Source organism: Jiangella asiatica, assembly GCF_004349065.1.
In the GTDB taxonomy this organism is placed as follows: domain Bacteria; phylum Actinomycetota; class Actinomycetes; order Jiangellales; family Jiangellaceae; genus Jiangella; species Jiangella asiatica.
Genome location: NZ_SMKZ01000008.1, coordinates 36,616 through 63,611, shown reverse-complemented (window position 1 = coordinate 63,611; position 26,996 = coordinate 36,616). Strand labels below are relative to the sequence as shown.

At 70.6% G+C, this 26,996-nt stretch carries 23 protein-coding genes; 10 read left to right on the top strand and 13 right to left on the bottom strand.

Going from position 1 to position 26,996, the window contains the following annotated elements:
• Nucleotides 1–113: 113 nt before the first annotated feature.
• Nucleotides 114–4,907, top strand: a complete 4,794-nt coding sequence (locus tag E1269_RS07945) for a CehA/McbA family metallohydrolase (RefSeq protein WP_131893141.1) — start codon at nucleotides 114–116, stop codon at nucleotides 4,905–4,907.
• 14 nt (nucleotides 4,908–4,921) lie between these two features.
• Here the strand turns inward: E1269_RS07945 and E1269_RS07940 are convergent, their stop codons facing one another.
• From E1269_RS07940 to E1269_RS07885, 12 genes are all read right to left on the bottom strand, one after another.
• Nucleotides 4,922–5,341: a VOC family protein gene (locus E1269_RS07940; protein WP_131893139.1), complete on the bottom strand. Its 420-nt coding sequence runs from the start codon at nucleotides 5,339–5,341 to the stop codon at nucleotides 4,922–4,924.
• Nucleotides 5,342–5,348: 7 nt separating this feature from the next.
• Nucleotides 5,349–5,546: a hypothetical protein gene (locus E1269_RS07935; RefSeq protein WP_131893137.1), complete on the bottom strand. Its 198-nt coding sequence runs from the start codon at nucleotides 5,544–5,546 to the stop codon at nucleotides 5,349–5,351.
• 20 nt (nucleotides 5,547–5,566) lie between these two features.
• On the bottom strand, nucleotides 5,567–6,460 hold the full coding sequence (locus tag E1269_RS07930; protein WP_162606278.1) for a phosphotransferase: 894 nt from the start codon (nucleotides 6,458–6,460) through the stop codon (nucleotides 5,567–5,569).
• A 99-nt stretch (nucleotides 6,461–6,559) separates the two neighbouring features.
• Nucleotides 6,560–7,501 (bottom strand): ABC transporter substrate-binding protein, encoded by a 942-nt coding sequence (locus tag E1269_RS07925; RefSeq protein WP_131893284.1) that lies wholly within the window; start codon nucleotides 7,499–7,501, stop codon nucleotides 6,560–6,562.
• A gap of 87 nt (nucleotides 7,502–7,588) precedes the next feature.
• Nucleotides 7,589–8,422 (bottom strand): ABC transporter ATP-binding protein, encoded by an 834-nt coding sequence (locus tag E1269_RS07920; RefSeq protein WP_131893133.1) that lies wholly within the window; start codon nucleotides 8,420–8,422, stop codon nucleotides 7,589–7,591.
• Nucleotides 8,419–9,552: a FecCD family ABC transporter permease gene (locus tag E1269_RS07915; RefSeq protein WP_203433148.1), complete on the bottom strand. Its 1,134-nt coding sequence runs from the start codon at nucleotides 9,550–9,552 to the stop codon at nucleotides 8,419–8,421. Before E1269_RS07915 ends, E1269_RS07920 begins: the two co-directional genes overlap by 4 nt.
• Nucleotides 9,549–10,571 (bottom strand): FecCD family ABC transporter permease, encoded by a 1,023-nt coding sequence (locus tag E1269_RS07910; protein WP_131893132.1) that lies wholly within the window; start codon nucleotides 10,569–10,571, stop codon nucleotides 9,549–9,551. Before E1269_RS07910 ends, E1269_RS07915 begins: the two co-directional genes overlap by 4 nt.
• Before the next feature lie 77 nt (nucleotides 10,572–10,648).
• Nucleotides 10,649–11,107 (bottom strand): hypothetical protein, encoded by a 459-nt coding sequence (locus E1269_RS07905; RefSeq protein ID WP_131893130.1) that lies wholly within the window; start codon nucleotides 11,105–11,107, stop codon nucleotides 10,649–10,651.
• 162 nt (nucleotides 11,108–11,269) lie between these two features.
• Nucleotides 11,270–12,478: an ABC transporter permease gene (locus E1269_RS07900; protein ID WP_131893128.1), complete on the bottom strand. Its 1,209-nt coding sequence runs from the start codon at nucleotides 12,476–12,478 to the stop codon at nucleotides 11,270–11,272.
• Entirely contained in the window at nucleotides 12,475–13,218 is a 744-nt protein-coding gene (locus E1269_RS07895) for an ABC transporter ATP-binding protein (protein WP_131893126.1), read from the bottom strand. The genes E1269_RS07900 and E1269_RS07895 overlap by 4 nt, the downstream gene beginning before the upstream one ends.
• The gene (locus E1269_RS32145; RefSeq protein WP_162606277.1) at nucleotides 13,215–14,375 is read right to left on the bottom strand and encodes a peptidoglycan-binding protein; all 1,161 of its coding nucleotides are present in this window, start codon (nucleotides 14,373–14,375) and stop codon (nucleotides 13,215–13,217) included. Before E1269_RS32145 ends, E1269_RS07895 begins: the two co-directional genes overlap by 4 nt.
• A complete protein-coding gene (locus E1269_RS07885) occupies nucleotides 14,372–15,133 on the bottom strand; it encodes a hypothetical protein (protein ID WP_131893124.1) in 762 nt (253 codons plus the stop codon). The genes E1269_RS32145 and E1269_RS07885 overlap by 4 nt, the downstream gene beginning before the upstream one ends.
• A 38-nt stretch (nucleotides 15,134–15,171) precedes the next feature.
• Here E1269_RS07885 and E1269_RS07880 point away from each other — a divergent pair, with 38 nt between their 5' ends.
• The 3 genes from E1269_RS07880 (at nucleotide 15,172) to E1269_RS07870 (ending at nucleotide 17,859) form a co-directional block, all read left to right on the top strand.
• Nucleotides 15,172–15,828 (top strand): response regulator transcription factor, encoded by a 657-nt coding sequence (locus tag E1269_RS07880; protein ID WP_131893122.1) that lies wholly within the window; start codon nucleotides 15,172–15,174, stop codon nucleotides 15,826–15,828.
• Complete coding sequence (locus E1269_RS07875) at nucleotides 15,825–17,114, top strand: sensor histidine kinase (protein WP_131893120.1); 1,290 nt, start codon at nucleotides 15,825–15,827, stop codon at nucleotides 17,112–17,114. Before E1269_RS07880 ends, E1269_RS07875 begins: the two co-directional genes overlap by 4 nt.
• A gap of 64 nt (nucleotides 17,115–17,178) precedes the next feature.
• The gene (locus E1269_RS07870) at nucleotides 17,179–17,859 is read left to right on the top strand and encodes an AAA family ATPase (RefSeq protein WP_203433144.1); all 681 of its coding nucleotides are present in this window, start codon (nucleotides 17,179–17,181) and stop codon (nucleotides 17,857–17,859) included.
• 237 nt (nucleotides 17,860–18,096) lie between these two features.
• On the opposite strand, the gene E1269_RS07865 is transcribed toward E1269_RS07870, so the two are convergent.
• Nucleotides 18,097–18,624, bottom strand: a complete 528-nt coding sequence (locus E1269_RS07865; protein WP_131893118.1) for a DUF6318 family protein — start codon at nucleotides 18,622–18,624, stop codon at nucleotides 18,097–18,099.
• 155 nt (nucleotides 18,625–18,779) lie between these two features.
• Here E1269_RS07865 and E1269_RS07860 point away from each other — a divergent pair, with 155 nt between their 5' ends.
• From E1269_RS07860 to E1269_RS07835, 6 genes are all read left to right on the top strand, one after another.
• Nucleotides 18,780–21,080 (top strand): S8 family peptidase, encoded by a 2,301-nt coding sequence (locus E1269_RS07860; protein WP_131893116.1) that lies wholly within the window; start codon nucleotides 18,780–18,782, stop codon nucleotides 21,078–21,080.
• 328 nt (nucleotides 21,081–21,408) lie between these two features.
• Nucleotides 21,409–21,789 carry a nuclear transport factor 2 family protein gene (locus E1269_RS07855; protein ID WP_203433142.1) on the top strand — a complete coding sequence of 127 codons (381 nt, stop codon included), beginning with the start codon at nucleotides 21,409–21,411 and terminating at the stop codon, nucleotides 21,787–21,789.
• 7 nt (nucleotides 21,790–21,796) lie between these two features.
• Nucleotides 21,797–22,639 carry an alpha/beta fold hydrolase gene (locus E1269_RS07850; RefSeq protein ID WP_131893112.1) on the top strand — a complete coding sequence of 281 codons (843 nt, stop codon included), beginning with the start codon at nucleotides 21,797–21,799 and terminating at the stop codon, nucleotides 22,637–22,639.
• 267 nt (nucleotides 22,640–22,906) lie between these two features.
• A complete protein-coding gene (locus E1269_RS33315; protein ID WP_131893110.1) occupies nucleotides 22,907–24,538 on the top strand; it encodes a helix-turn-helix transcriptional regulator in 1,632 nt (543 codons plus the stop codon).
• Nucleotides 24,539–24,658: 120 nt separating this feature from the next.
• On the top strand, nucleotides 24,659–26,053 hold the full coding sequence (locus E1269_RS07840; RefSeq protein WP_203433140.1) for an FAD-binding oxidoreductase: 1,395 nt from the start codon (nucleotides 24,659–24,661) through the stop codon (nucleotides 26,051–26,053).
• 72 nt (nucleotides 26,054–26,125) lie between these two features.
• Nucleotides 26,126–26,890: an SGNH/GDSL hydrolase family protein gene (locus E1269_RS07835; protein WP_131893109.1), complete on the top strand. Its 765-nt coding sequence runs from the start codon at nucleotides 26,126–26,128 to the stop codon at nucleotides 26,888–26,890.
• The last annotated feature ends 106 nt before the right edge of the window (nucleotides 26,891–26,996 follow it).

Here is a 26,996-nt window from a genome sequence, read left to right as displayed (position 1 = left end):
GCCCCGACACCTCCCGTCGACTCGGACAGTAGACGGCGGTCACGCCCGGACGGCATCCTTTCGGCTGCTTCATGCCGGATCGTCCCGTCCGTACAGAGGAGTCGCAGGTGTCCGTGGCCACACGATTCATCCGTATCGGCGCGATGTCAGCAGGGGCCCTGGTCATCCTCACCCCCGCGGTATCCACCAGCTCGGCCGCGCCGGCCACCACCGCCATGACGACCATCGCCGACGATCGTCCGGCGTATCTCGGCAAGACCCACTTCACCGGCGAGTTCCACGCACACACCGAGGTCAGCGACGGCGTGCGGTTGCCGCTGGACGCGTTCGAGCACGTGGCCGCCAACAGCGACGCGGACTTCTTCACCGTCTCCGAGCACGACGTGCTGTACGACCGGCGCAACAGCGACGACTTCACCACCGACTGGCAGCACGCGGTGTCCGACGAGTGGCGCTACCTGCACGAGGCGACCGACTCGTTCAACGCCTCCCAGAACGACCTGGTGACGATCCCGGCCGAGGAGATCACCTGGTACGACGACTCCGGCCACATGAACCTGTTCGACACCGACTGGCTGGTGACCGCCCGCAGCGAGGGCGACTCGCTCTCGTTCGGCGCCGCCACCGGCGACCTCAAGTACGACCTGCCGACCTTCTACGCCCGGCTCAAGCAGGACCCGGACGCGATCGCGCAGTTCAACCACCCCGATCCCAACGGCAAGGGCGCGTTCGCCGGGTTCGCCCACCTGGACCGTGAGGTGGACGAGCGGGTGGACCTGATCGAGGTCAAGAACGCCACGAACCTGGCGCAGTTCCAGATCGCCCTCGACAAGGGGTGGCACCTGGCGCCGGTATGGAACGGCGACGAGCACAGCGCCGACTGGGTGACCGGCGACGAGTCGATCACCGGGGTCTGGGCGACGGAGAAGAGCCAGGCGGCCGTCTACCAGGCGATGCGCGACCGGAGCATGTACTCCACGCAGGACGTGAACAGTGTCCTGGAGTTCGGCGTCAACGGGGAGCTGATGGGCTCGGTGCTGCCGTCGGACACCACCACCGCCACCCTCGACATCGGCCTCACCGACGCCGACGCGGCGGAGTCGTTCTCCTCCGTCCGGGTGCTCACGAACGGCGGTGCGGTGGCCTACGACGTCCCGGACGTCTCGGGCCGGGAGGTGCGCGCCACCCACGAGCTACCCGCCGCCGACGGCGACTACTTCTACCTCGTGGCCACCCAGGCCGACGGCGACGTGGTCGTGTCCGCGCCGGTGTGGGTCGGTGAGACCACCCGCGGCGCGGACTACGCACCGACGATCACGATCGACCCGGCGGCGCCGGCCGAGGTGGCCTATGGCGACCGCGTCGAGCTGCCCGAGGTCACCGCCGACGACGACGGCGGTGACGCGCCGACGGTCACCTACGAGGTGTGGGACGACAACGGCCAGGTTCGCGTCGTCGACGGCGGCTTCACCGTCCGCGGCTACTCCGATCACGTCATCGTCGTGAAGGCGACCGACGACGCCGGCAACATCGGCGCGGAGCTGCTCCGTCTGGAGGTGACCCAGGACGGCGCCGACCCCGCCGGCGTCTTCCAGCACCTCGGCAGTGTCGCCACGGTCGGCGCCGAGCCCGGGACCGCCGGCCTCAGCGTCACGACCGACGCCACCGTCGACCAGGTGTACGCACAGGTCCGGCCGGTCGGCCACCGCACCTGGCGCAGCACCGAGGTCCTCACCTCGACCGGCGACACCACGTACGAGATCAACACGATCGGCAAGCCTGGCGACGTCTACCAGGACACGGTGACCGGACAACCCCTGCGCGGCCACGAGTTCGAGCTGACCGGGCTGCGGGACCATACGCGGTACGAGTACCGCTTCGGGGTGGCGGTCGACGGCGTCGCCCCGGGGCCGAACGACCCCGCGTGGACCGAGGTGCAGGGCACCTTCCGGGTTGGCGGCGGGCAGAACCGGCCGATCTACCTGCTCGGCGACCTCGCCGCGGACTCCCGCGAGCCCGCCGACCTCGAGCTGCTGCCCGGCATGCTCACGGCGCTGCGCGAGCAGGCACCAGGCGGCGACACCGTCGTGCAGACGGGCGACCTCGTGCCGCGCGGTGCCAACCGCGAGTACTGGGAGGACGCGTTCGACCACGTCGTCGACGGCATCGACCTGCAGCTGGCGCCGGTCGTCGGTGACGCCGAGAGCGACGGCGACCTGGAGTACAACATCGTGTCGCCGGAGCGCAACGCCATCTTCTCCGGCATGTACGCCCTGCCCGACGACGGACCCATCGGGGAGTCCGCGTACTCCTTCGACCGCGGCGACGTCCACGTGGCCGTCCTCAACACCGTCCACGACCTCGAAGCCCAGCTGGACTGGCTGGTCGAGGACATCCACGCCTCGGACCAACCGTGGAACGTCGTGGTGGGTCACCAGTCGTTCTTCGGCGGCGCCGGTGCGGACGGCCCGGGGATGGGCGAGCGGCGCGAGGAGATCGCCCGCCTGTTCCAGCGGCTCGGCGTCGACCTCTACGTCGGCGGTCACGACAACGTCTACAAGCGCTCCACGATCTACGACGGCCGGCTCGCGCTGACCCCGGAGGAGGCAGCGGCGGGGACGACGTTCGTGACGCTCGGCGCCGCGGGACCGCATTTCGGCACCAACGCCGAGCAGCCGTGGGACGATGTCGTCGACGACGAGGACACCCAGATGGGCAGTGTCCTGCGGGCGAGCGGTCAGGAGCTGTCGCTCACGACGTACACCGTCGGCGGGCGGGTGGTCGACAGCGCGACCATCGAGCGCCCCCGCGGCACCTGGACGGTCAGCACCGCGGGCATCGTCGGCGGCGCCGTCGACGGCGTCGGGCTGATCAGCCACCCGGGCAGCCGCGACACGGTCACCGTCGAGGCGGTCCGGTACGACGCCGGCGGCCAACAGCTCCTCGACCGGCGCCTGACCGAGGTCGACCTCGACCACCGCGGCGCGGAGCAGTGGGTCGCTTTCGGCACCGCCCTGTCCGTCGCCGCCAACGACACCGTGAAGCTGCGCTTCTGGGACAGCCCGGACCGCGGCGAGGAGCTGCGCCCCGCGGTCGTCCTGCAGGAGGGCCTGGCCGGCGCCGGCACGGCCGCCGACCCGTACCTCCTCGACTCCGCCGACGACTTCGGCAAGATCGCGAACGACCCGGCCGCGTCCTACCAGCTGGCCGCCGACCTCGACCTGACCGGCCAGCACATCGACAAGATCGGCGACGCCGAACCGTTCACCGGCGACCTGGACGGCGACGGGCACACCCTCACCGGGCTCACCACCACGCACGGCGGGCTCGTCGGTGTCAACGCGGGCACCATCCGCGACCTGGCGATCGTCGACGCCGATGTCGCCATCGCCACCGCGCGCGGCGGCATCCTCGCCGACACGAACACCGGCACCATGGAGCGCGTCTACACGACCGGCCTGCTCACGGCCGGTTCCCGGGCCGGCGGGATCGTCGGCGACAACGCCGGCGTCCTCCGCGACGCGTACTCCACCGCCCGGGTGCACAGCAACGGCACCGAGGCCGGCGGCGCCGTGGGCGTGGCTCTCGCGGGGTCGACGACGGAGCGGGTCTACGCCGCCGGGCCGGTCAGCGCGTCCACCCGCAACACCGGCGGCGTCGCCGGCTACGGCTACACCGGCACGGTGCTGCGGGACTCCGTCGCGCTGAACCCGACCGTGACAGCGCCGAGCTACGCCCACCGCGTGCTCGGCCGGGTGCTCGCCGGCAACACCGCCACCCTCATCGGCAACTGGGCCGCGCAGACCGTGGACGCCGCCGTGCAGAGCGTGCCCGACGCACCCGCCGCGGACAACCTCATGGGAGCCACCGCGACCACCGAACAGACCCAGGATCCTGCGTTCTACCGCGACACCCTCGGCTGGGACCTGGACACGGTCTGGACCTGGGAGGGCGACGGCCTGCGCCCGGTGTTGCGTGCGGTCACCGAGGACGCGACCCCGCCGTCATCCGAGCCCGGCACCCCGACGCTTCCGCGCGACACCGACGGCGCCTACCTCGTCTCCGCCGACGCCGACCTCGCCCAGGTGACCCGATTCGCCGACCAGCACTACCGGCTGGCGGCCGACCTCGACCTCAGCGACCTTCCCGGCCTCACCGTCGCCCGCACCGGGTTCTCGGGCGAGCTCGACGGAGCCGGTCACCGGATCACCGGGTTCACCTCCGCCGCCGGCGGCCTCTTCCCGCTCGTCACCGCCGACGGCCACCTCCACGACGTCGCCGTCGACCGTGCCCATGTCGAGACCCCCGCCGCCAACGTCGGCATCCTAATCGACACCAGCCACGGCATCGTCGAGCGGGTCACCACCTCGGGGATGATCGCCGGCGGCAGCACCGTCGGCGGCGTCGTCGGCTACTCCTACGGACAGCTGCGCGACAGCTATTCCACCGCCGCCGTGTACGCCACCGGGGGCCGCCAGGCCGGCGGCGTCGTCGGCATCACCGGGGTCGGCAGCCTCACCGAACGCACCTACGCCACCGGGCACGTCGAGGTGGTCGGCAACGCCAACGCCGGCGGGATCAGCGGCTATGCGTACACCGGCACCACCGTCCGCGACAACATGGCCCTCAACTCCCAGGTGGTCGCCACCGGCTACGCCCACCGCGTCGTCGCCCGGGTGCTCGCCGGCAACACCGCAACCCTCGTCGGCAACGCCGCCTCCGACGCCGTCGTCGCCGCCAACCAGTCCGTCTCCGAGACGGGGCCGGACACCCTGAACGGCCAGACCCGCACCGCCGCCGAGGCGGCCAGCCAGGCCACGTATGAGGCCATGGGCTGGGACTTCACCGACGTCTGGGCGTTCGACACCGACCGCGGCCTGCCCATCCTCCCCGCCGTCGACCGCTGACGTCATGCAGCCCTTCAGTACCAGAACACCTCCGCGGGGATGTCCCGCGGCAGGTCGTTGTCGCCGTCGTGATGCAGGAACACGAGCCGCTGCCCCTCCGGGTCCCACGCACTGAGCAGGGTGATGGCGTCCTCGGTCAGCACGTGCCTGGTGGACCTCGACGTCAGGCGGCTTAGCCGCTGCTCGAGCTCGTCCAGCAGGCCGATCGTGGGCAGGCGCCACACCAGTGCCTGCACCGTGCGGTCGGTGACGTGCTGGACGTGCCGCTCCCGCATGGCGATGGTGGAGGTTCCGCTGCGGGTGGCGAGAACGGCAGCGTCCGCGGTACGGCGCGCCACCTCCAACCCCAGCAGCTCCGTGTAGAAGTCGATCGCGCGGTCCAGGCTGCTGACGTGGAGCACGGCGGCCTGAAGGTGTACTTCTGCCTCACTCATGGTGGCCTCACTCGATGCGGCTGCAGGTCATCGTGAAGTCGTGCTGCCAAGTGGCGCCGAGGTCGCGGGAGTACTCGCCGGCACAGTCGATGGCATCGGCGCCGCGGAAGCGCCCGACATAGCGCTGCCGCCCGGTGACGGGCTCGGGCATCGCCGAGTGGTTCATGGTGAACCGCCAGGAGCCGAGCAGACGATCCAGCCACATGGCCGCACGATACTGCGTTGTCACGTGGTGAGCCGGTCCGCGGCGGTGCCGAGCCAGAAGTCGACCTCGGCCGGGCCGTGGTGACGGATCGCCCAGTCGACCTGTCGCAGACCGAGGTGTGCCCGGTAGGCCAGCAACCGCTCCGGGGCGACGGACGCGGTGATCAACTCGTCCAGCCGACGACGGACCAGCGGGTCGGCACGTAGCCGGCTCAGGTTGAACGCCAGCACCTCCAGCGCGAACCAGCGGTCGCCTCGGCCCCAGCCGTCCCAGTCGACGATCCCGGTGATCGTGCCGGTGGCGTCGACCAGGACGTTGCCCGGGTGGAAGTCGAGGTGCACCAGGTCCTCGCCGGTCAGCTCGCCGATCCCGCGGCCGATCTCGCGGACCTGTCCGAGCAGTCCGCGGGTCCTCGCGTCGTAGCGACTCAGCGACTCGTGCAGGCAGAAGCCCGGGCCGCTATCGGTCAGGTACAGCGACGGCGGCTCCAGCTCGGTACGGCCGGCGAGGAGCCCGGACCACACCTGTGTGGCGGCGACCATCCGGTCGACCAGCAGGGCATCGACGGCCTCGGGCAGCGCGCCAGGCAACCGTTCCTGGACGACGACGTGCGCGCCGTCCACCGCGGCGATCAGGTCGTAGCGCGGCGCGGGCACGCCGTGGGTCCTCGCCAGCTCGAGTACCTCGGCGGTCGCGCGCAACGACGCCTCGGACTCACCCGAGCCGTCACCGGCCCGGGTGAGCACGCCGTCCCGGCCGTCCGGCCAGCGGACGAAGGCGGCGCCGACCTCACCGCCCGGCGCGACGCCGACCAGTTCGAGCCGCACGTCGTGCTCGCGGTACAACGCACTGACCAACTGCGCGGCGTCGAGCGGCGGTATGGGGGCGGGGAGGCTGGCGGGGTCCGGACTCATCGCGGTCCTCCTGATGTCGATCGGGAACCCCTCCGGCACCATTCAGCCAGGGCGGAGACCTTATCAGGGGCGTCAACCGATCCCAGCGGCCCGAACGACTCAACCCGTCATCGGGTCGACGTCGAAGATCTCCGCCATGTCGTCCATCATCATGTGCGCACCCTGGACGCTGACGGAGGTCATCCAGATCTCGTCGGCCACCTCGTGCACGTTGCCGGCCTGGACACCGGCCAGCTGGCCCCACAGCGGGTTGCGCAGGAACCGCTCCTCGGACTCCTCCCCGCCGGAGAACATGGTGACGAAGATGTGGTCGCCGTCGGCCTGGCGGATCTCCTCCTCGCCGATCTCGACGGCGAACTCGTCGACGTCCTGGGGCGCCGGGCGGGCCAGGCCCATGTCCTGGAAGACGATGCCGCTGAACGATGCGTTGGCATAGAGGCGCGTCGGTCCGTCGAGGAAGCGGACCATCGACACCGTCGGGTCGCCGGCCGCCTCGTTGATGGCCGCGCCGAGCTCTGCCGCCCGGGTCTCGTACTCGGTCAGCACCTCGTCGGCCAGGTCCTCGGTGCCGAGTGCCTCCGCCAGCAACCTGATGTTGTCTTTCCAGGTCGGGCCCGTGGTCTCGACGAACACGGTCGGTGCGATGGCCGACAGCTCGTCGTACAGGGCGTCGTGGCGGACGCTGGCCGAGACGATCAGATCCGGCTCGAGCAGCGCGATGGCCTCCAGGTCGGGTGACTCCAGCGGCCCGACCTCCTCGGTGTCGGCCACCGCGTCGCCGAGGTACTCCGGGAAGCCGGTCAGGTCCCGGTAGCTGGAGATGCCGCCGACCAGTGGCCGCTCCAGCGCCACGACGGCCTCGACCAGGCTGTTGTCCAGCGCCACGACGCGCTCGGGCTGGCTCTCGATCTCGGTCTCGCCCTTGTGGTGGGTGATGGTCCGCGGGAAGTCGCCGGCGGCCGCCTCGGCACCGTCGGTGGTCGAGGTCTCCGTGGAGTCGTCGCCGCCGCACGCCGTCAGCGTCGCGGTCAGGGTCAGCATCGCCGCGGCGGCGACACGACGCCACCGCCCGTTGTATCGGAACACGACGTGTCTCCTTCAGACGATGGAAGAAAGGCCAGGCATACCTTACTTCGCCCGCCCGATGGGTACGACCATGGGGGTGCCGCCAACGGGGTCGGGCACGATCATGGCGTCCAGGTCGAACACGGTCCGGACCAGCTCGGTGGTGACCACGGCGGCCGGCGGACCGGCGGTCACGATCCTGCCGCCGCGCAACGCCACGAGGTGGTCCGCGAACCGGCACGCCTGGTTGAGGTCGTGCAACACCATCACGACGGTCCGGCCGGCGTCCCGGTTCAGCGCCCGCACCAGCTCCAGCACGTCCACCTGGTGCGCGATGTCGAGGAACGTGGTCGGCTCGTCGAGCAGCAGCAGCGGCGTCTCCTGCGCGATCACCAGGGCCAGCCAGGCGCGCTGGCGCTGACCGCCGGAGAGTGCGTCCACGGGATCGTCGGCGAGCTCGGTCAGGTCGGTCGCCGCCAGCGCGGCCAGCAGCGCGGCCTCGTCCGCGTCGCTCCACTGCCGCCACAGCGACGTGTGCGGGGTGCGGCCACGGCGCACCAGGTCGCGGACGGTGATGCCGTCCGGCGACACCGGCGCCTGCGGCAGCAGCCCGAGCTGCCGCGCCACGTCGCGGGTGCGCATCTGGTGGATGTCACGGCCGTCGAGCAGCACCTGCCCGTCGACCGGCCGCAGTAGGCGGGCCAGCGCGCGCAGCACCGTGGACTTGCCCGAGCCGTTGGCGCCGATCACCGCCGTCACCTTGCCCGGCGGCAGCTCCAGGTCGAGCCCGTCGACGACGACGCGGTCCGGCCCGTACGCCAGCCGCAACGCCTGACCGCGCAGGAGCGGCACGACCTTTTCAGAGGCCGGTGCGCCGGTGGCGCCGATGACACTCATCTCTGTCCTTCCGAGCGGACGACGAGCCAGAGCAGGTACGGGGCGCCGACCAGCGCCGTGACGGCGCCGGCCGGCAGCTCGACGCCGGGGACCGCCAGCCGGGCCAGCACGTCGGCGGCCAGCAGCACGGCCGCGCCGGTGAGCGCGGACGCGACCAGTGGCATCCCGGGTGCGCGGACCAGCCGCCGGGCGATCTGCGGCGCGAGCAGCGCGATGAAGCCGACCGGCCCGGCCGCCGCCACCGCGGCGCCGGTGAGCGCGAACGCCACCAGGAACACGCCGAGCTGCGTGCGCCGGACCCGGACCCCGAGGGTGGCCGCCGACGGCTCGCCGAGCGACAGCGCGCTCAACGACCGGCCCAGCACGAGCGCGACCGGCAACAGCAGCGCCAGCGCCACCGCGAGCCCGGTGACGTGCTCCCAGCCGCGCCCGTGCAGGCTGCCGACCAGCCAGGCCGCGGCCCGGGTGGCCTGGTCGACGTCGCCGCGGGTCAGGCCCCAGTGCACCAGGCCGATGAACGCGGCGTGGCACACGATGCCGACCAGCACGACCCGCTGCGTGGCGAAGGACGGTCCCTTCCCGGCACCCAGCCCGAGCACGATGGCCGCTGCGACGAACGCTCCGGCGACGGCGCCCAGCGGCAGCCCGACCCGCGAGAGCTCGGCCGCCGCTCCCCCGGCACCGAACGTCGTGCCGCCGAAGGCCAGCAGCACCAGTACCGCGCCGAAGCTCGCTCCCGCGGTCACGCCGATCACGTCCGGCGCGGCGATCGGGTTGCGCGTCACCGCCTGCACCAGCGCGCCGGCCAGCCCGAGCGCGGCGCCGACCAGAACCGCCACCACGACCCGTGGCAGCCGGAACCGCCGCACGGTCAGGTTGGTCGCCCGCTCCGCCTCGCCCACCAGGCCGCGGGCGACGTCGTCGAGCGGGAGCCACTGGGTTCCCACGGCGAGCGCGACGATGCACAGGGCGGCGACGACGGCGGCCAGCACGGCTCCGACGGCCCAGGTGCGCGGGTGCACCAACACACCGGCGCCACGCCAGCGCAGCACCACCGCCGGCCCGGACCGTGCGAGCGTCGCGGCTTCGCCGTCGCGCTGCCGCACTGCTCGGGAACGCACCACGGTCACAGCGCCGCACCTGCCCGAGCCGTCCGCCGCAACATCAGCAGCACCATCGGCGCACCCACCAGCGCCGTCACCACGCCGACCTGCACCTCGCCGGGCCGCGCCACCACCCGCCCGACCACGTCGGCGGCGACGAGGAGGGTGGCGCCGAGCAGCGCCGAGTACGGCAGCAGCCAGCCGTGCCGTGGCCCGGTGATCGCCCGCGCGGCATGCGGGACGACCAGCCCGACGAACGCGATCGGGCCCGCGGCGGCCACGGCCGTCGCCGTCAGCAGGATGACGGCGAGCCCGGCCGCGATCCGGGCCCGCGTCACGCGCACCCCCAGGCCGCGGGCCACGTCGTCGCCGAGCGCGAGGGCGTCCAAGCCGCGCACGGCGGTCACCGCGGCGGCCAACCCGAGGATCAGGACGGGCGCCACCGTCGTCAGCGTGGGGGTGCCGCGCCCGGACAGCGCGCCGACCAGCCAGTACCGGTACTCGTCGAGCGTCTGCGCGTCGAGCAGCACCAGAATGGAGACGACGGCGACGATGAGCGCGGACAGCGACAGCCCGACCAGCGCCAGCGTGACCGGTGGTACCCCGCCGTGCCCGAACCCCGTCAGCGCCAGGATGACCGCGCCCGCCGCGGCCGCGCCCACGGTGGCGACGACGATCTGCGGCGCCAACGCGGTGATGCCGAACGCCAGCGACCCGACGACGATCGCCAGCGCCGCACCGGCGGAGACCCCCAGCAGCGCCGGATCCGCCAGCGGGTTGCGGGTGATGCCCTGAGCCATCGCGCCGCCGACCCCGAGTGCCGCGCCGACGAGCGCGCCGAGCAGGGTGCGCGGCAGCCGCTGGTCCCAGACGATGATGGCCGCGTCGCTGTGGTCGTGGGAGCGCAGGGCGTCGACGACGTCGGCCAACGGCAGCGCGCGAGTGCCGATGGCCAGGCCCAGCGCCACCACGAGCACGAGGGCGGCCATCGCGGCCACGATTCCGATGCCGAGCTTCGCGTCGCTCCACCCGGACCTGTTCGACATGCTGCCAAATCTAAGGCATCCCTAACCTCACTCCGTGGGCGGCGCCATCCGCGCGACCGGGCGGCCACTACCGGCGTTCACCGCAGGGTGAGCGCGATCTCGGAGTCGATGCAGGTCAGCTCGTCCGGGTTGCGGACGAGATAGAGGTCGGTGGTGCGAGCGTCGTCGACCCGCATCGCCAGGACGCCGTCCAGCTCGCCGTCCACGTGGCCCGCTCGGTCGGCGTCAGCGTCTCCAGGACGGCGTGCTCGCTCACAGCTCACAGCTCCACACCTCTCCTTCGCGGCCGGTCCAGGCTGCTCGTTCAGCGGGTGGCCGGCGCCTCGTCCCGCTTGGCCCGCACTGCGCACGGCCGGGTCCGGCGCGCCGAACCCGGCGGCCCAGATCCTCACCTCGCTCGGGAGCTCGCGGCCGTCGCCGAGCTCCACGGCATCGCGGTCGTCATAGATGGCGCCCGAGACATGCGGTAACCGACCGGACGCAAGCGCCGACACCAGCACGCCGGCCGGTGTGACCCCGGTGAGTGCTGGGGTCACGTGGTCGGCGAGTACTGGCGGGGGTGGGACCAGCCGCGGTCTGCTTGACGCATACCCCTGGAGGCCCAGGGCCGTCTACAGACGGACGGGCAGACGGTGTGTGACAGACCACGACAGGACGCGGGTGCAGTACGACGGACAGCACGAGGCGTGCTCGTGGCGCTACACCGTCGCCAGGGCGGCGGTGGGTGGCATGCGGGCGGCACGGGCGGCGGGGTACGCGCCGGCGATGGCACCGACCAGGACGGTAGCGGCCGCGGCGCCGGCGAGGACCCATACCGGCAAGGCGAACGGCCAGTCCCGGGTCTGCGCGAACGCGGCGGTCACGACGCCGCCGAGGGCAGCGCCGCCGATGCCCCCGAGGCCGGCGAGCAGGACGGACTCTCCGAGGAACTGGCGGCGGACGTGGGCGCGAGTGGCGCCGAGCGCGCGGCGCAGGCCGATCTCGGAGCGTCGCTCCAGCACTGCGATGACCATCGTGTTAGCCACGCCGATGCCACCGACCAGCAACGCGACGCCGCCCAGGGCGAGCAGCAAGGTGGTGAGGGTCTCGTCGGCGGCGGCTTGGGCGGCCAGCGCGTCCGAGGGCCGGCTGACCGAGACCTCTTCGGGGTGGTCGGGGTTCGCGGTGGCCGGGAGCACGGCACGGACGTCGTCCACCGCGTCTTCGTCGGATCGCTCGTAGATCGTCGTCGGCGATCCGTCGAAGCCGAGAAGGTCCGCGGCGACGGGCCAGCCGATCAGGACCGACGAGTCCAGCTCGGGAGCCAGCGGCACCGGGTCGAGGATCCCGACGACGGTGAACCACTCGCCGCCGAGCCATACCTGGCCGCTGCCGTCGGTGCGGTTGATGCCGAGGCGTTCGGCGGCGTCGGCGCCGAGCACGACCGTCGGGAACTGGGCGAGCGCGTCGTCGAGCCAGCGTCCGGAGGCGACCGTGCCCGAGATGGTGTCGAGGAGGTCGGGCCGGGCCGCGTTCACCGAGAGCCCGTTGGTCTGTTCTTCGGGGATGTGCTGGTTGCGGAAGACCGAAGCGTCGTCGACCGTGCCGATGGCGCTGACGGCGGTGACCGGGCCGACACGGGCGACCATGTCGACGCTGTCAGGGGGAAGCTTGGCCTCGCCTCCCGTCAGCTGCTGGCCCGGCGTGATGGTCAGCAGGTTGGTGCCGAGCTGGCGCAGCTGGTCGTTGACCTGTTCGCGGCTACTGGCCGAGATGCCGACCACGGCTACCATGGCGGCGATGCCGACGGCGATGCCCAGCGCGGACAGCACCGCGCGCAGCGGCCGCGCACGCAGGCCGGAGAAGGCGACGCGGACGGTGTCGCGGCCGCGCAGCCGCGAGGCCGGGGGTGTGGACGTGGCCGTCATCGTTCTGCGGTCCTTTCGTCGGACTCGATCCGGCCGTCGAGGATGTGCACCTGCCGGGGCAGCTCCGCTGCCACGCCGTGGTCGTGGGTGATGACGACGATGGTCGTTCCGGTGTCGCGAAGCTCGTGCAGGAGCTCCAGTACCGCGGCACCGGAGGCCGAGTCCAAGGCGCCTGTCGGCTCGTCGGCGAGCAGCAGCGCCGGCTGGCCGACGAGAGCCCGGGCGACGGCGACCCGTTGCCGTTGCCCGCCGGAGAGCTGGTGCGGCTTGTGGTGCGTCCGGTCAGCGAGCCCGACCCGGGTCAGTGTCCGCCGTGCCCTGGCCCGGCGGTTGCGCTGAGCGAGCCCGGTGTAGAGCAGTCCGTCGGCGACGTTGTCCAGCGCGGTCACTCCTGGGGAGAGGAAGAACTGCTGGAACACGAAGCCAATCCGGTGCGCGCGCATCGCCGACAGCTGCCGGTCCGACAGCTCCTCGACGTCGTAGCCGTCGACGCGCACCACGCCGGCGTCGGCCCGATCCAGCGTGCCCAGCACGTTGAGCAGGGTCGTCTTTCCCGAGCCTGACGGTCCGACGATGCCGACGAGTTCGCCCGGGTCGATCTGCAGGTCGACGCCGTCGAGCGCTCGCACCGGTGGGTGCCCGGGATAGATGCGGCGGACGTCGCGCAGGAGGACGACGGGATCCCTCGTGTCCGCGACCGCGACGGGCGCCGTGGCGGCGGCTTGGATGCGTGTGCTCATCGGCCGGCCGCCCCGACGACGGTTCCCTCGGCGATGTCCGCGCCGCTCACCTCGACCTTGCCGTTGGCGAACATGCCGGTCTCGACAGCAACGATGTCCGTCGTGCCATCGGCGCGGACGACTTCGAGGCCGAACCCGCCCCCGGCCAGGGCGAGCAGGGCGTTGACGGGGACGACGAGGACGTCCTCGCGGGTCTCGACGTCCACGACGACGTCGACCGGCGCCCCGATCAGGGCCTCGTCGACCGGGCCGGTGAGCGTCACCTCCACCTCGGTGATGGTGTCGTCCGCGCCAGGGTCCCCGTCGCCTCCGCCTCCTTCTCCGCCGTCGTCGCCCTCGCCGGAGGTGTCCTCGACCACCGTGGAGGAGGTGACCGTCCCGGCCGCCTCCTGACCGCCTGGCAGCTGGACGGAGACCGCGGTGCCGACGTCGATGAGACCCCGGTCGGCGACGTCGACCTCCAGCGACACGATCTGGTCGGCGGTGGTGATGCCGAGGACCTCGGTGTCGGGTGCGACCGTGTCGCCGAGTGCGACCTTGATCCCGTCAACGCGTCCAGCCTGGGGAACGACCACGACGTCGGTCGGTCCGACCGTGCCGGTCCTCTCGGCGCCGATGTCGGCTTGCCACTCCCTGACGGCTTGTGCCGTGTACCAGGTGTACTCGTCATCGACGGTGAACCCGTCGTAGCCCAGCTCGCTGAGGTTCTGCTCGATCACCTCGACGTCAGTTCCCTCAGCGCCCGGTGACAACTCGCGGTACATGGGGACCGACCCGATCACAGCGATCACCGGCTGCTCGTTCAGGCGGTACAGCTCGGTGCCACGGCCGACCGCCGACTCCTGGGCAGCGAGCCAGGTGACGGTTCCGTCGCCCTTCGCCTTGACGGCGAGCGGCGTGCCGTAGCCGAGCGTGCCGGTCAACGACTCGGCTCTGGTAAGCGTCTCCCTGGCGACCTCCGCGGTCGCCGCGGGACCGGTCGACGCGTCGGCCGGTGCCGATGTGTCGTTCCGGATGGCGAACCAGTACCAGGCCCCGGCGCCGCCGGCCACAACGAGAGTCGTAGCCAGCCACAGCAGGCGACGTCGTCGTGGACGGTCGTCGGCGTCCAGCTCCGACTCGTCCGGTGGTCGCGACATGATGATGCCCTGGCTCACGACGGGCCGCCTTGCGTGTCGGGCTGTCCACCGAACACCTGGTCGTTGCAGGTCTGCTCGGCCGCTACGAAGTCCGGGTCCTCGGCGACCTCCGGGCCGATGTTGATACCCTCGCCGGGCTTGGGATCCTTGAAGGCCTCGACGCCGTTGTCACGCATGCACTGCGCGAACGTCAGCATGTCCTCGCGATCGTCGTCCTCGCTCCCCTCAGGGGGAGACGGCGGTGCCACATCCTCGCACGCGGCCATAGCTTCGTCGGACTTCGAGGGATCGCCCTCGTTCTGAATCTGGATGCCCTCGCCGGGTGCCGGGTCCTCCACGTCGAGGCCGTGGTCGCGCAGGCACTGCGCGTACTCCAGCAGCCTGTCATGCAGCTCGTCCTCGCTCAGCGGCTTCCCGCCGTCGCCGCTGTCGTCATCCCGGCTGCCGTCGTCCCCGCTGTCGGAGGGCGTGCCGCCGTCGGCGGATGCGACCGAGCCGTCGTCGTCGCCGCTTCCGTCGTCTGACCCGCAGCCGGTGAGAGCCACCAGGATGACCAGCGGCAGGGCCGCCAGCCCCATGCGAAATCGGATGCGCATCATCGTCTCGACTTCCTGTCGTGGCCCCGGCCGAGTACCGGCGCCGTTGGGACCATCGAAGGGTGAGGGGCGTTTCTTCAGCGTTTCCTTGTGCCCGAGACGAAACGCAGGCAAAGCGCTAACGGAAAAGAAACACGCCGGTCGGCGACAATGACCGTGCGGGGTGGCGGCGAGCGTCATCGATAGCCGCCACTCCGACCAGCGAAAGAGGATCAGACATGCGGGTACTGGTCGTAGAGGACGAGCCGAGACTCGCCGAGGCGGTCGGGGAATGGCTGCGTAGCGATGCCCATGCCGTTGACGTCGTCCACGACGGCGCCGCGGCGTTGGAACGCACCGGCGTCAACGACTACGACGTCGTCGTCCTCGACCGCGACATTCCGCTCATCCATGGCGACGATGTCTGCCGCGAACTGGTCGAGGACGGTTCGGGCGCGCGGGTGCTGATGCTCACAGCCGCCGCCGAGGTAGTCGACCGAGTGACCGGGTTGCGACTCGGCGCCGATGACTACCTGACCAAGCCGTTCGCGTTCGCCGAGCTCAGCGCACGTGTCCATGCGCTCGGGCGCCGCTCCCGTCCGCCCGTTCCACCCGTGCTGCGCCGGGCAGGCATCATCGTGGACCCGGCCCGTCACCAGGCCTTCCGTGAGGACCGACTGCTGGCACTGTCCAAGAAGGAGTTCGCTGTACTCACCGAACTGCTGCGTGCCGACGGCGCCGCCGTCTCCGCCGAGCACCTGCTGGAGAAAGTCTGGGACGAGTTCGCCGACCCGTTCACCGGAGCCGTCCGGCTGGCCATCCTCAAGCTGCGCCGCAAGCTCGGCAACCCGCCGATCGTCGAGACGATCCCCGGTGTGGGATACCGCATCCCATGAGACTCCGAGAGTTGACCAGAATCCTGCCGAACCGGATCAGCCTGCGCACCAGACTGACGGTCATCTACGGGGCCATGTTCCTCATCGCCGGCGTCGTTCTCCTCGGCACCACCTACGCGCTGTTCAACCAGCAGTTGTCCGGCTTTTCACAAGAGGCCAGTTTCTCGAGCTCCACCGACGGGGAGGACCGGTCGACCAGCGAAGTGGACGCACCTCGACGAAACGAGATCGTCACCGACGACGGACAGGTCTTCTCCGACGAGGCGGCCACGGAATGGATGAACCAGCAGGAGCAACGGCTTCGGGACTCGGCCGTGACGTCGCTGATCACCCAGGGAGGTATCGCACTCGTGGTCGTCGGCGGCGCCGCGGCCGGACTGGGGTGGCTGGTGGCCGGCCGAGTGCTCGCGCCGCTGCACCGCGTCACCGAAACCGCACGACGCATCGCCGCCGCTCCCGCCGCCGACCGCGGACTCCACGAACGCATAGCGCTCGTCGGCCCCGACGATGAAGTCAAGGAGCTCGCCGACACGTTCGACACGATGGTTGCCCGCCTCGACCGGTCCTTCGATGGTCAACGTCGTTTCGTGGCCAACGCCTCGCACGAGCTACGTACGCCGCTCACGCTCGGCCGGGGCCTCGTCGAGCTGGCGATGCGCCGGCGAACAGCCTCTGACGACGTCAAGCGCCTGGGTGAAGACCTCCTGGAGATCAACACCCGCCACGAGCGCCTGATCGCTGGCCTTCTCCTGCTGGCCAGAGCCGAGAACGAGCTGGTCGAACGGTTCCCGGTCGACCTCGCCGACGTCATCGACCACGTCATCGGCCAAGCTTCCGACGACGCGGAATCAGCTGGGGTCGACGTGCACGACGAGGCCGGGGAAGCCGTGACCGACGGCGACGCGCTCCTCCTTGAACGCCTCGTGCACAACCTCGTCGAGAACGGCATCCGGCACAACGACCCCGACGGCGGCTGGGTTCACGTCACGAGCCGCACCGACTCCGATGCGGGAGTCGTCGAGCTGGAGGTCAGCAACACCGGCCCCGTCGTCCCACCGTACGAGGTCTCGGCCCTCTTCGAACCGTTCCGCCGGCTCGGCACCGACCGCCTGACCACCGCGAAGGGCGCCGGCCTGGGACTGTCCATCGTCCGCGCCATCGCGCGAGCCCACAGCGGAGACGCAACCGCCCACCCGCGCGACGGTGGCGGCCTCGTCGTGACCGTCACTCTCCCGGCGAGCTCCGAGGCCACGCCCGTCGACGATCCGTCACACCACCAGGGCTAGGTGCGGTTCACCAGGCATGTATGCCTGGTGATGGCCCTGCGACGTGCTGACGGAGCGCGACGTCGTGGCCGAGGTCGTCGTCGTGCGCGATGTCACGAGACGAGGATCTGGCTCAATGCGGTTCCGCTCGTGCGGTCGCGGCTCCTGGGAAATAGGATTGCCGATCAGCAGGCACGGTGACACGATTCCGGTCGTGCTCCCTACAGGAACGCCGAGTTGCGTGATCGTGACAGGGATGCCGGGGGCCGGGAAATCGACCGTCACCAGGCTGGCCGCCGAGCGGCTGCCGCGTTCCGCCCGGCTCGACGGCGATGAGCTCAACAGGATGATTGTCAGTGGTTTCGTCTGGGCATTGGGCGAGCCCGCCGCCGAAGCAGCGCGACAGGTGGAGCTGTGCCACCGCAATCTGTGCACACTGGCCAACAACTTCGCCGACGCCGGCTTCACGCCACTGATCGATGCGGTGATTCCCTCCCGCGAGAGGCTGGACTTCTTCCTCGAGCTCCTCAGGCCTCGCCGGGTCATGTTCGTCGTCCTCACACCCGGCATCGAGGTCTGCCGATATCGCAACACCATCAGGGATCCACGTGAGCGGTTCGACTTCGACGGCTACGAAGCCCTTGAGGCCGACATGAAGCGGGAGTTCGGCGATACCGGCTGGTGGTTCGACACCGCTGCCCTCACCCCTGACCAAACCGCTGATCGCATCGTCGGCCAGGCGCACCGCCATGCCCTCGTGAGCTGACTGCAGCCCGACTGGACGCCGCCTCGTCCTGAAATCCGGCACGCCTCTTGTCGTGCTCTTCCCGCGAACACTCCCAACCCAGGACTTCCATCCGCCACCGGCCGTGCTGCCCGGCCGGCGCTCGGCACGGTCCGCCACCGGTCCGCCGGCCTGGCCGCGGGACACCGATCGCGGTTTCCATGATCGTCAACCGTTGGCCGCGTGATCGTTGATGATCACAGGGGATCGCAGCCCGGATCACATCTGAGACTCGGCCATCTCCTCGACGGCCCAGGAGTCGTCCTGCCGGACGACGACGAACTCGAAGTGGAACGTCACCTCCGGACGCGCGACCGGAGTCGCGGTCGCCGATTCGGTGAACGTGTGCTCCCCGATCGTCACCGACGCGCTGACCTCGGCGTTCGCGCCCGCCTCGTAAGAGGAGACGACGATCTCGCCCACCCGCCAGGTGGCATCGCCGGAGACGATCGTGCCGCCTTGCTCCATCGTCCCCGCGTACGCGTCGGCCCACTCGTGGCACGTCACGCAGGCTTCCAACGCGTGCGCGCGAATCTCCCCGACGGCCAGGTGGTTGTAGCCGTCGCTGAGGGCTTCGAGGTAGTAGCGCACGAACGCTTCGGCGCCGGCTTCGCTGTCCTCGCCGGCTTCGGCCGGTGCGGTCGTCGGCTCGCCGTCATCGTCCGACGTGGGCTCAGCGCTCCCGGTGTTGGCCGTGGACGTCGAGGTCTCAGCGGGTTCGTCCGCACAGCCGACCAACGTCATCACGGCCAAGAGACCTACAGCAAGTATCGAGGCCCGCACGTCATTCTCCTTGCCGTCGCCTTCCCCGATGTGCCCGGCCGCTCATGGTATACACCTGGCGCCGCCGGTACCCGGAAGGTCGATGACAAGGTTGCCGACATCTGGTTTCATGCTTGTTCATGCAGGGCCGACCAGCGCAGACGCGGGCAGCGATGCTCCTGTTCACCGCGACGCTCCTGGTACCGGCAGCCTGCACGGGAGGCTCGGACGACGGCCACGACGGCTCGCTGCTCCCGCCGTCGTCGCTCGAAGCCTCGCTCACCGACGGCGCCGACCCGCGTCTGGTCGTCGCGTTCGCCCCCGTCGATGGCGCCGACGCCTACCTACTCCAACTCGACAGCACCGACACGCCCATCCGCATCGAGCCGGATGGCTGTCCGGACCACGCCTGCCAGCTCACCCTCGACCGGCTCAGCGCCGCCGGAGCCACCACGGCCACCGTCGCCTCCGTCCAGGGCGAGACCGTCTCCGAGCCGTCGGATGCCGCCCGACTGCCCGACTGGCCAGCGCCGAGCCCTGCGGTCACCCAGTGGCCCGCCGACCAGCCGGTTCTGCTCGCGGTAACCCGGGCCGACTCCGACGGGACGCCGGTGGTCGAGTTCGAGACCGTCCCGGTCGGCGGCGACGTCCAGGTTCGGATCGATCAGCTGAAAGCCGAGGAAGGGATTCTCGGCGCCGGTGTCGCCGGACCTGTGCGGGAGACGGATTCGGAGACCGAGTGGCCGCTGCCGGACGGCGAGACGTCCTGGCAGATCGAGGCGATGAACTTCGACGCCCTACCGCCGGACCCGCGGGGAACGGGCATCGTCGTCGCCCTGCTCGACGACGGCATCTACCCGAACCATCCGAACATCGACCAGGCCACGATCTCCGAGACGAACATCCTCGAGCCGGGCCGGGACGCACCCGGCGACCATGCGACCGCGATGGCGTCGCTCATCGTCGGCGAGCACACCGGGGTCGTCCACGGCGTCGCCACCGGCGTCACGATTCACGCCTACGACATCCACAACCAGCACGTCAACGAGGAAGGAGAGCTGGACACCGACGTCAACATGACCGACATCGGCAACTTCGGCTCGATCGCCGAGGCCATCATCACGGCCGTCGACAACGGAGCCAGGGTCATCAACGTCAGCCAGACGGCCATCTGCATGCGGATCGGCTCTACCGATCTCTACTGTCCCGACGACGTGTTCGGTCCGGCGATCCGCTACGCCGAGGAGCAAGGTGTCGTGGTCGTCGCGTCGGCGGGCAACGACGGTTCCGGCGCCGACTACTGCCCGGGGGAGAATCTCGACAGCTGGCCGGCCGCCTTCGGCAGCGTCATCACCGTCGGCGCGACCGAGCGGGACGGCTCGCGGTGGCCGTGCACTCCCGACAAGGAGTACATCGACGTGCACGCGCCGGGAGCCAACCTCATGATGGCCGACTCCCCCGACGGCTACTGGATCAGCAGCGGAACGTCGGCGGCCACGGCGCTGGTGTCGGGGCTGGTCGCCACCGCGCTGGCCGAGAACCGCGACCTGACCCCGGCGGAGATCCGCACCGCGATGTCGTACGCCACCGACGAGAACGGCCGACTCATCGCCGAAGCGTTCCTGCGGTTCCTGGGGATCGGACCGACCGACGAACCGATCGTCGACGTCACCACGGGCAGGCAGTTCATCCCGTTCAGCGTGGGTCTGGGCTTCGATCAGGGCTCCCAGGTGTGGCGGCTGGCTGGGCTCGCGACGTCGCCGCGCGACCCCGCGGAGTACGACAGCGTTGAGGCCTACCAGGACGACGACGACCAGTTCTATCCGTGGACGCTCCAGGGCCTGGACTGGTCGGTCCTGGAGCCGTTCAGGACCCTCATCGGCGGCATGCTCGTCGTCGACTCCGACGGCGACGTCACCGGCAGCGGCAGCATGCAACTGTCCGAGGTGGACTACGGGCACACCGTCGAGTGCCCCGAGCACGACAGCATCGATCCCGAGCTCACCTTCACCTGGAACGTGCCGGTCACGGTGAGCGGGCAGGTCATCGAGGGCGAGCCCAGCGACGATCGGACCGCCGACCTGACCCTGTCGCTCGGTGAAGGCGCCACCGCCCAGGAGCACGGGACGCTTCCGGAGATGACCGTTATCCGGGACGACTTCGCCGACTGCGAGATCGCGATCGCCCGCCGCGAGACACCCTTCACCGATCCGCGGTACCCTTGGTCCGAGGTCCGGACGTGGCCGGATCAGGTGGTCGAGTTGCGGCAGGCGGTCTACGAGCAGATCGTCGGTGAATCCCCGTTCCGCCTCGAGGACGGCTTCTTCCCGCCGCGCGAGCCCGAACGGGACGCCGGACCCTACACGTCCGGTGGTGTCACCGACGGCGGTGTCGACTTCGACCTGCGGATCGGCGACATCAACTTCCGCCAGCTCTCCTGATCCACCGAGCGTCCATGCCGGCGACAGGCGACTGGCACCACCGTGTAGGCCGTGTGCGTTCCGCCGTCGGTCGAGCGGGCACGCCCCTCGTACTCGTGGCGAGCGCGGGCAGCTCCGCCGTGATCGACCTCCGGGTGCTTCAGCGTTCCGGAAGCGATCGCTATGCGGACGCTCGACCGCATCCGTCGACGGGCCACAACCGATGAGATCGGGGCGGTGGTCCGGTCTAAACGGCGACCCGCCTTCGGGGGCACCGTGCCCACCGAAGCGGTCCAGATCAGATCCCGAACCCACGAAGGAAGGGAATCGCATGAGCCCCTCTGATGACTTGACGAAGACAACCGACGAGGTCATCGACCGCTTCAACCTGGCGTTCCGGGAGCGGGACGCCACCCTCCTCGAGGAGATCATCGCCCCCGACTGCGTCATGGAGAGTATTCAGCCAGCCCCCGACGGCACCCGCTACGAGGGCTATGACGCTTCGTTGAGCTCGTGGAAGGCGCTCATCGACGACACCACCAGCCACTTCGAGGTCGAGGACGTCCACACCGGTGACGAGTGGGCGCTTATCCGCTGGCGCTACGTATGGGGTCCCGGCCACACCGACTCGGTCCGTGGCGTCAACGTCATGCGGGTCGTCGACGGCAAGATCGTCGAGGCCGCCGGCTACTCGAAGACTGCACCGACTGTCGCCGCCCTGGAGGGCTGACCGACCGATGACCACCGTCGACGCCAATCAGGTCGCCCTGGGCATCGAGTCTTTCGGTGACGACGACGCGCCACTCGTTCTGCTCGCGGGCGGGACGACGATGCTGTCCTGGCCCGACGCGCTTTGCGAGCGCCTCGCCGCCGGTGGGCGCCGCGTTGTGCGCTACGACCTACGCGATAGCGGCGAGTCGACGACGGCGGACCCGCACGCGCCCACCTACACCCTGCGCGACCTCGCCGCCGACGCGGCGGCCCTTGTGGACGCGCTCGGCGGCGTGCCCGCGCACCTCGCCGGGATCGGCGTCGGCGGGATGGTCGCCCAGACCGCCGCTCTCGACCATCCCGGCGCGTTCTCGGCGCTCACCCTGGCCGGCACCCGCGCGGTCGCGCCGGGCAAGTCCGACGCTGACCTCCCCGATCACGACAAGGCGACGATGAAGCGCCTGTTCACCCGACCGATGCCCGACTGGACCGATCGCGAGGCGGTGGCGGAGTTCGCCGCTGCCCGCGCGGAGATCCTCGGCGACGACCCCGTCGCTGCCCGCGCGATCGCAGCGCGCATCTGGGACCGCACACCTGGCACCGCACCCCCGACCCAGATGTCCAACCAGCTCGGCATGGTCTTCGCCACGCTCAACTGCAAACCCCGCTGGCGCGAGCGCCTACCCGAGATCGAGGTTCCCACGCTCGTCGTCCACGGCCGCCGAGACCCGTTCTTCCCCGTCGGCAACGGCGAGGCTATCGCGCGCGAGATTCCCGGGGCGCGGCTGCTCGTCCTCGAGGAAGCTGCCACTGCGATCCCCGATGCGGCAGCCGGTGAGGTCGCCGAGGCGATGCTCTCGCTCGGGTAGAGGACGGCCTGCGTCCATCTGCCTTCCTCGACACCGTCCGCGGCTTCCTCAGCCGGCCGCGGGGAAACACCCGCAACAGCCCGAGCGGGGCGCTTCTACCTCGTGGCGACACCGCACGGCAGGAAGACCCAGGCGCCGGGGCCGATTTCGGCGTGCCGGTCCCGCTCACAATTCGGCTGCCCTGGACGAGGATGGCGTTGATCGAGCCCGTTTCAAGCCGTGGCGACCGGTGTACGGTGATTCAGGGCTGTCCCGGGGAGGGAGCTGATGCCCGCGGATCGTGCGGCGACGCAGAGGGCTCGGGCCGAGGCCGGCCGTGGCGGGTGGCCCGAGGTGTACCGGTTGCTGCATGATCAAGATCCTGAGTCGCTCGGGGCCACCGGGTTGGAGGCACTCGCCGAAGCGGCTTGGTGGTTGTCGCGGGTCGAGGAGTCGCTGGCAACCCGTCGGCGAGCCCACGCCGCGTACGTCGCCGCCGGGGACGGGCGTAGGGCCGGCTACAACGCCTGGATGCTGGCCACGGAGTACGGGTTCATCGGCAAGGAAGCGCTGGCAGCAGGCTGGTTGACCAAGGCGCGGCGGCACTTGGCCGATCTGCCGGAGTGCGAGGAGCAGGGCTTTCTCTGCTTCGCCGAGGCCGAGCTCGCGGCAGGTGCGGGAGACCACGAGCAGGCGCTGCGGCTGGCCCGCCACATGGCCGAGGTCGGCGCACGCTGCGAGAGCCAAGATGTGGTCGCGATGGCCCGCCTGCTCGAAGGCAGACTGCGCATCACCGTCGGCGACACGGAGACAGGTCTGGCCCGCCTCGACGAGGTCATGTGCGACGTCATGACCGGTGCACTGGGTGATCTGGTGACGGGCTGGCTGTACTGCCTCGCCGTCCCGATCTGTTTCGAGCTGTCCGACCTGGGTCGCGCCACCGCCTGGAACGACGCTGCCATGGCGTGGTGTGCCACCCTGCCAGCCGGGACGCCATTCCACGGCCTCTGCCGGGTCCATCACGTCGAGCTGCTCGGTCTCGGCGGTGCCTGGGACAAGGCCCGAGCGGAGGCCGTGCTCGCGTGTCGGGAACTGATGAACTACCACCCGAACATGGCGGGCGAGTCGTTCTATGTAGCGGGCGAGCTGCAGCGGCGGATGGGAGACCTAACCGGCGCCGAGAACGCATTCCTCACCGCCCACGAACTCGGACGCGACCCGCAGCCGGGCCTGGCCCTGCTCCGTCTCACCCAGGGAAAGGCGCAAACGGCCGCCACGGCCCTGGCTTCCTGTCTTGCCGGCGGAGGCTGGGGTCTTCTCGACAGGGCACGGCTCCTGGCGGCCCAGGCAGAGGTCAGCGTGGCCATCGGCGACGTCGAGACCGGCCAGGACGCGGCACGGGACCTCGAGGCGATGGCCGGCACGTCGGGATCACGGCTCCTCGAGGCGTTGTCGCTGCAGGCGCGCGGAACCGTCGCCGCGGCCGGCGACGACATCGCGGACGCACTCGCCCGGCTACGCCGCGCCCGCACCCTGTGGCTCGAACTGCAGCTGCCCTACGAGGCAGCACAGGCGAGACTGCTGCTCGCGACCGCATATCGGGCGGCCGGCGACGATGACACGGCCGAGCTCGAGCTACGCGCCGCGCGGTCGACCTTCATCCGCCTCGGGTCGTCCGCCGGTCTGCGGCGGGTCGAAGAGCTCCTCAGCTCGCGGCGCCACCTGCCGGCCGGACTCACCACGCGCCAGCTCGACGTGCTTCGCCTCGTGGCAGCAGGCAAGAGTAACCGCGACATCGCGGCAGAGCTGGTCATCAGCGCGAACACGGTCTCGCGCCACCTGGACAACATCTATGCCAAGCTCGGGGTGTCCACCCGCGCCGCAGCGGCGGCCTTCGCCTACACCCATCACCTTGCCTGAGCGCCACGCCATAGCGCATTCGGCCCAAGGGCCGCCTCGACGAGTTGGGGTGTTTGCGCGATGCGCTCGCCGTTCGAGCCGATCCACACTCGGTGATGAGCCGAGCTGGGGAGGAAAGCGATGGCGCTCACCGACATGTCCGTCGACCCGACGGTGGTCGAGAATCTACGCGTCGCGGTGCGCGGTTCGGTGTTCGCACCAAGCGACGACGGTTACGACGTAGCGCGCTCGATCTACAACGCGATCCACGACCGCCGACCCGGAGCCGTGGTCCGCGCCAAGAGCGCAGCCGACGTGGCCGCGACCGTGGCCGCCGCCCGTGACCACGAGCTGGCGCTGGCGGTGCGCGGCGGCTCCCACGGCATTGCCGGCTTCGCCACCTCCGACGGCGGGATCGTCCTCGACCTGGGGCCGATGCGAGGGCTGCGGGTAGACCCGCAGCGCCGGACGGTGCGCGCCGAGCCGGGACTGACGTGGGGCGACCTCAACCACGCCGCCCATGCGTTCGGGCTCGCCGTCACCGGCGGGATCGTGTCCACCACCGGCATCGCCGGGTTGACTCTGGGCGGCGGGCTGGGCCACCTTGCGCGGCGGTGTGGGCTGACCTGCGACAACCTCATCAGCGCGGACGTCGTCACCGCCGACGGTCGCCTGCTCGTGTGCAGCGCGGACGAGCATCCCGACCTGTTCTGGGCACTGCGTGGCGGCGGCGGAAACTTCGGGGTCGTGACGTCGTTCGAGTACCGCCTCCACACGGTCGCGGACATTCTCGGTGGTCCGACCTTCTATCCGCTGGACAGCGAGGTCGTACACGAATGCCTCGACCTCCTGGCCGACGCCCCCGGCGAACTGAACCTCGTCCTCGGGCTCGTGCAAGCCCCACCGGTGCCCTTTGTTCCCGAGGCATGGCACGGCAAGCCGGTAGTCGCGGTGCTGACGTGCTGGAGCGGCCCACGCGACCAGGACGACCGGATCCGCGGCCACCTCGAGCAGCTCGGACCGGCGGTCGGTCAGTTCGTCGACCGCATGCCCTATCCAGTGATCAACACCTTGTTCGACGACCTGTTGCCCTTCGGGTTGCGCCACTACTGGAAGGGGTGCTTCAACGCGAGCCTGACGGACGCAGCGATCGACACGCACATCTCCTTCGCTCGGAGGTTGCCGACGCTGGAGTCCGCCACGTTGATCTTCCCCATCGATGGGGCATGCCACCGCGTCGGCCCTAACGAGACCGCCTTCGGATTCCGCGACGCGAACTTCGCCGTAGGGATCGGCGCCACCTGGCACGAACCCGCGGACGACGCTGCCAACATCACCTGGACGCGCGCCTACCATGAGGCGCTGCGGTCCAGCGCGATGGCCGGCGGCTACGTCAACTTCTCCTCCGACGACGACCCCGCGCAGGTCCGGGCGAACTATCGGCACAACCATCGCCGGCTGGTCGAGGTCAAACGCCGCTACGACCCCGGCAACCTGTTCCGCCTCAACCAGAACATCCGGCCCGACATCGAGTAGGAACAGCAGCGCGGTAGGAAGAACAGCCACGCCCCGGCACCCGCGCTGGGCGGGTAGCCGATACTGAACGCCATGCGGCTGGTGTCCATCGGCGACAGCTTCACCGAAGGCGTGGGCGACGAACTCCCGAATGGGAGTCCTCGAGGTTGGGCCGACCTGCTCGCGAGCGGCCTCGCCCGCGATCGCCGCGCACCGGTGGAGTACGCCAACCTCGCCATTCGGGGACGGCTTGCCGGCCAGATCGTGGCCGAACAGCTCGAGCCGGCGCTGGCGCTCGAGCCGACCGCTCTGACCTTCAACGGCGGCGGGAACGACCTCATGCGCCCGCGTGTCGACATCGGCCGCATCTGCGCCCTCACCGAGCACGTCATCCTTCGTTGTCTGGAGACAGACGTCCAGCCGATCATCCTCAGCGGCGGCGACCCCAGCCGCGGCCTGCCGATGGGTCGGCGCATGCGCCAGCTGGGCGACCAGCTGACGTCGGCGGTCGAGGCGCTCACGATGAAGTACCACGTGCCCTTCGCGAACAACTGGGCCGACAACGAACTCACCCGTGCCGACTACTGGGCCGAGGATCGGCTGCATCTGAACACCGCCGGCCATCACCGGGTCGCAGCCCGCGTGCTGGAGACGCTGAACGCCTCGTATCCGCACGAGTGGATGGCTCCGGTCCCCCCAGGCCGGACGGCACCGACCGCCGCGGAGAACCTGCTCTACTACCGCCGATACGTCGCTCCGTGGGTCCGCCGCCGGCTCACCGGCCGCTCGTCCGGCGACCACCGGGCCGGAAAGTACCAGGACTGGATCGTCATCGACCCCGGTCTGCCGAGCGGGTGATGTGACCAGCACCCGTCTGCGCCTCGGCGACAGCCCGCCAGCACGCGACGAGGACCGCCGTCTGCAGCCCAACCCGATCATCGCGGCTCCTGGCGCGGGCCCGCGG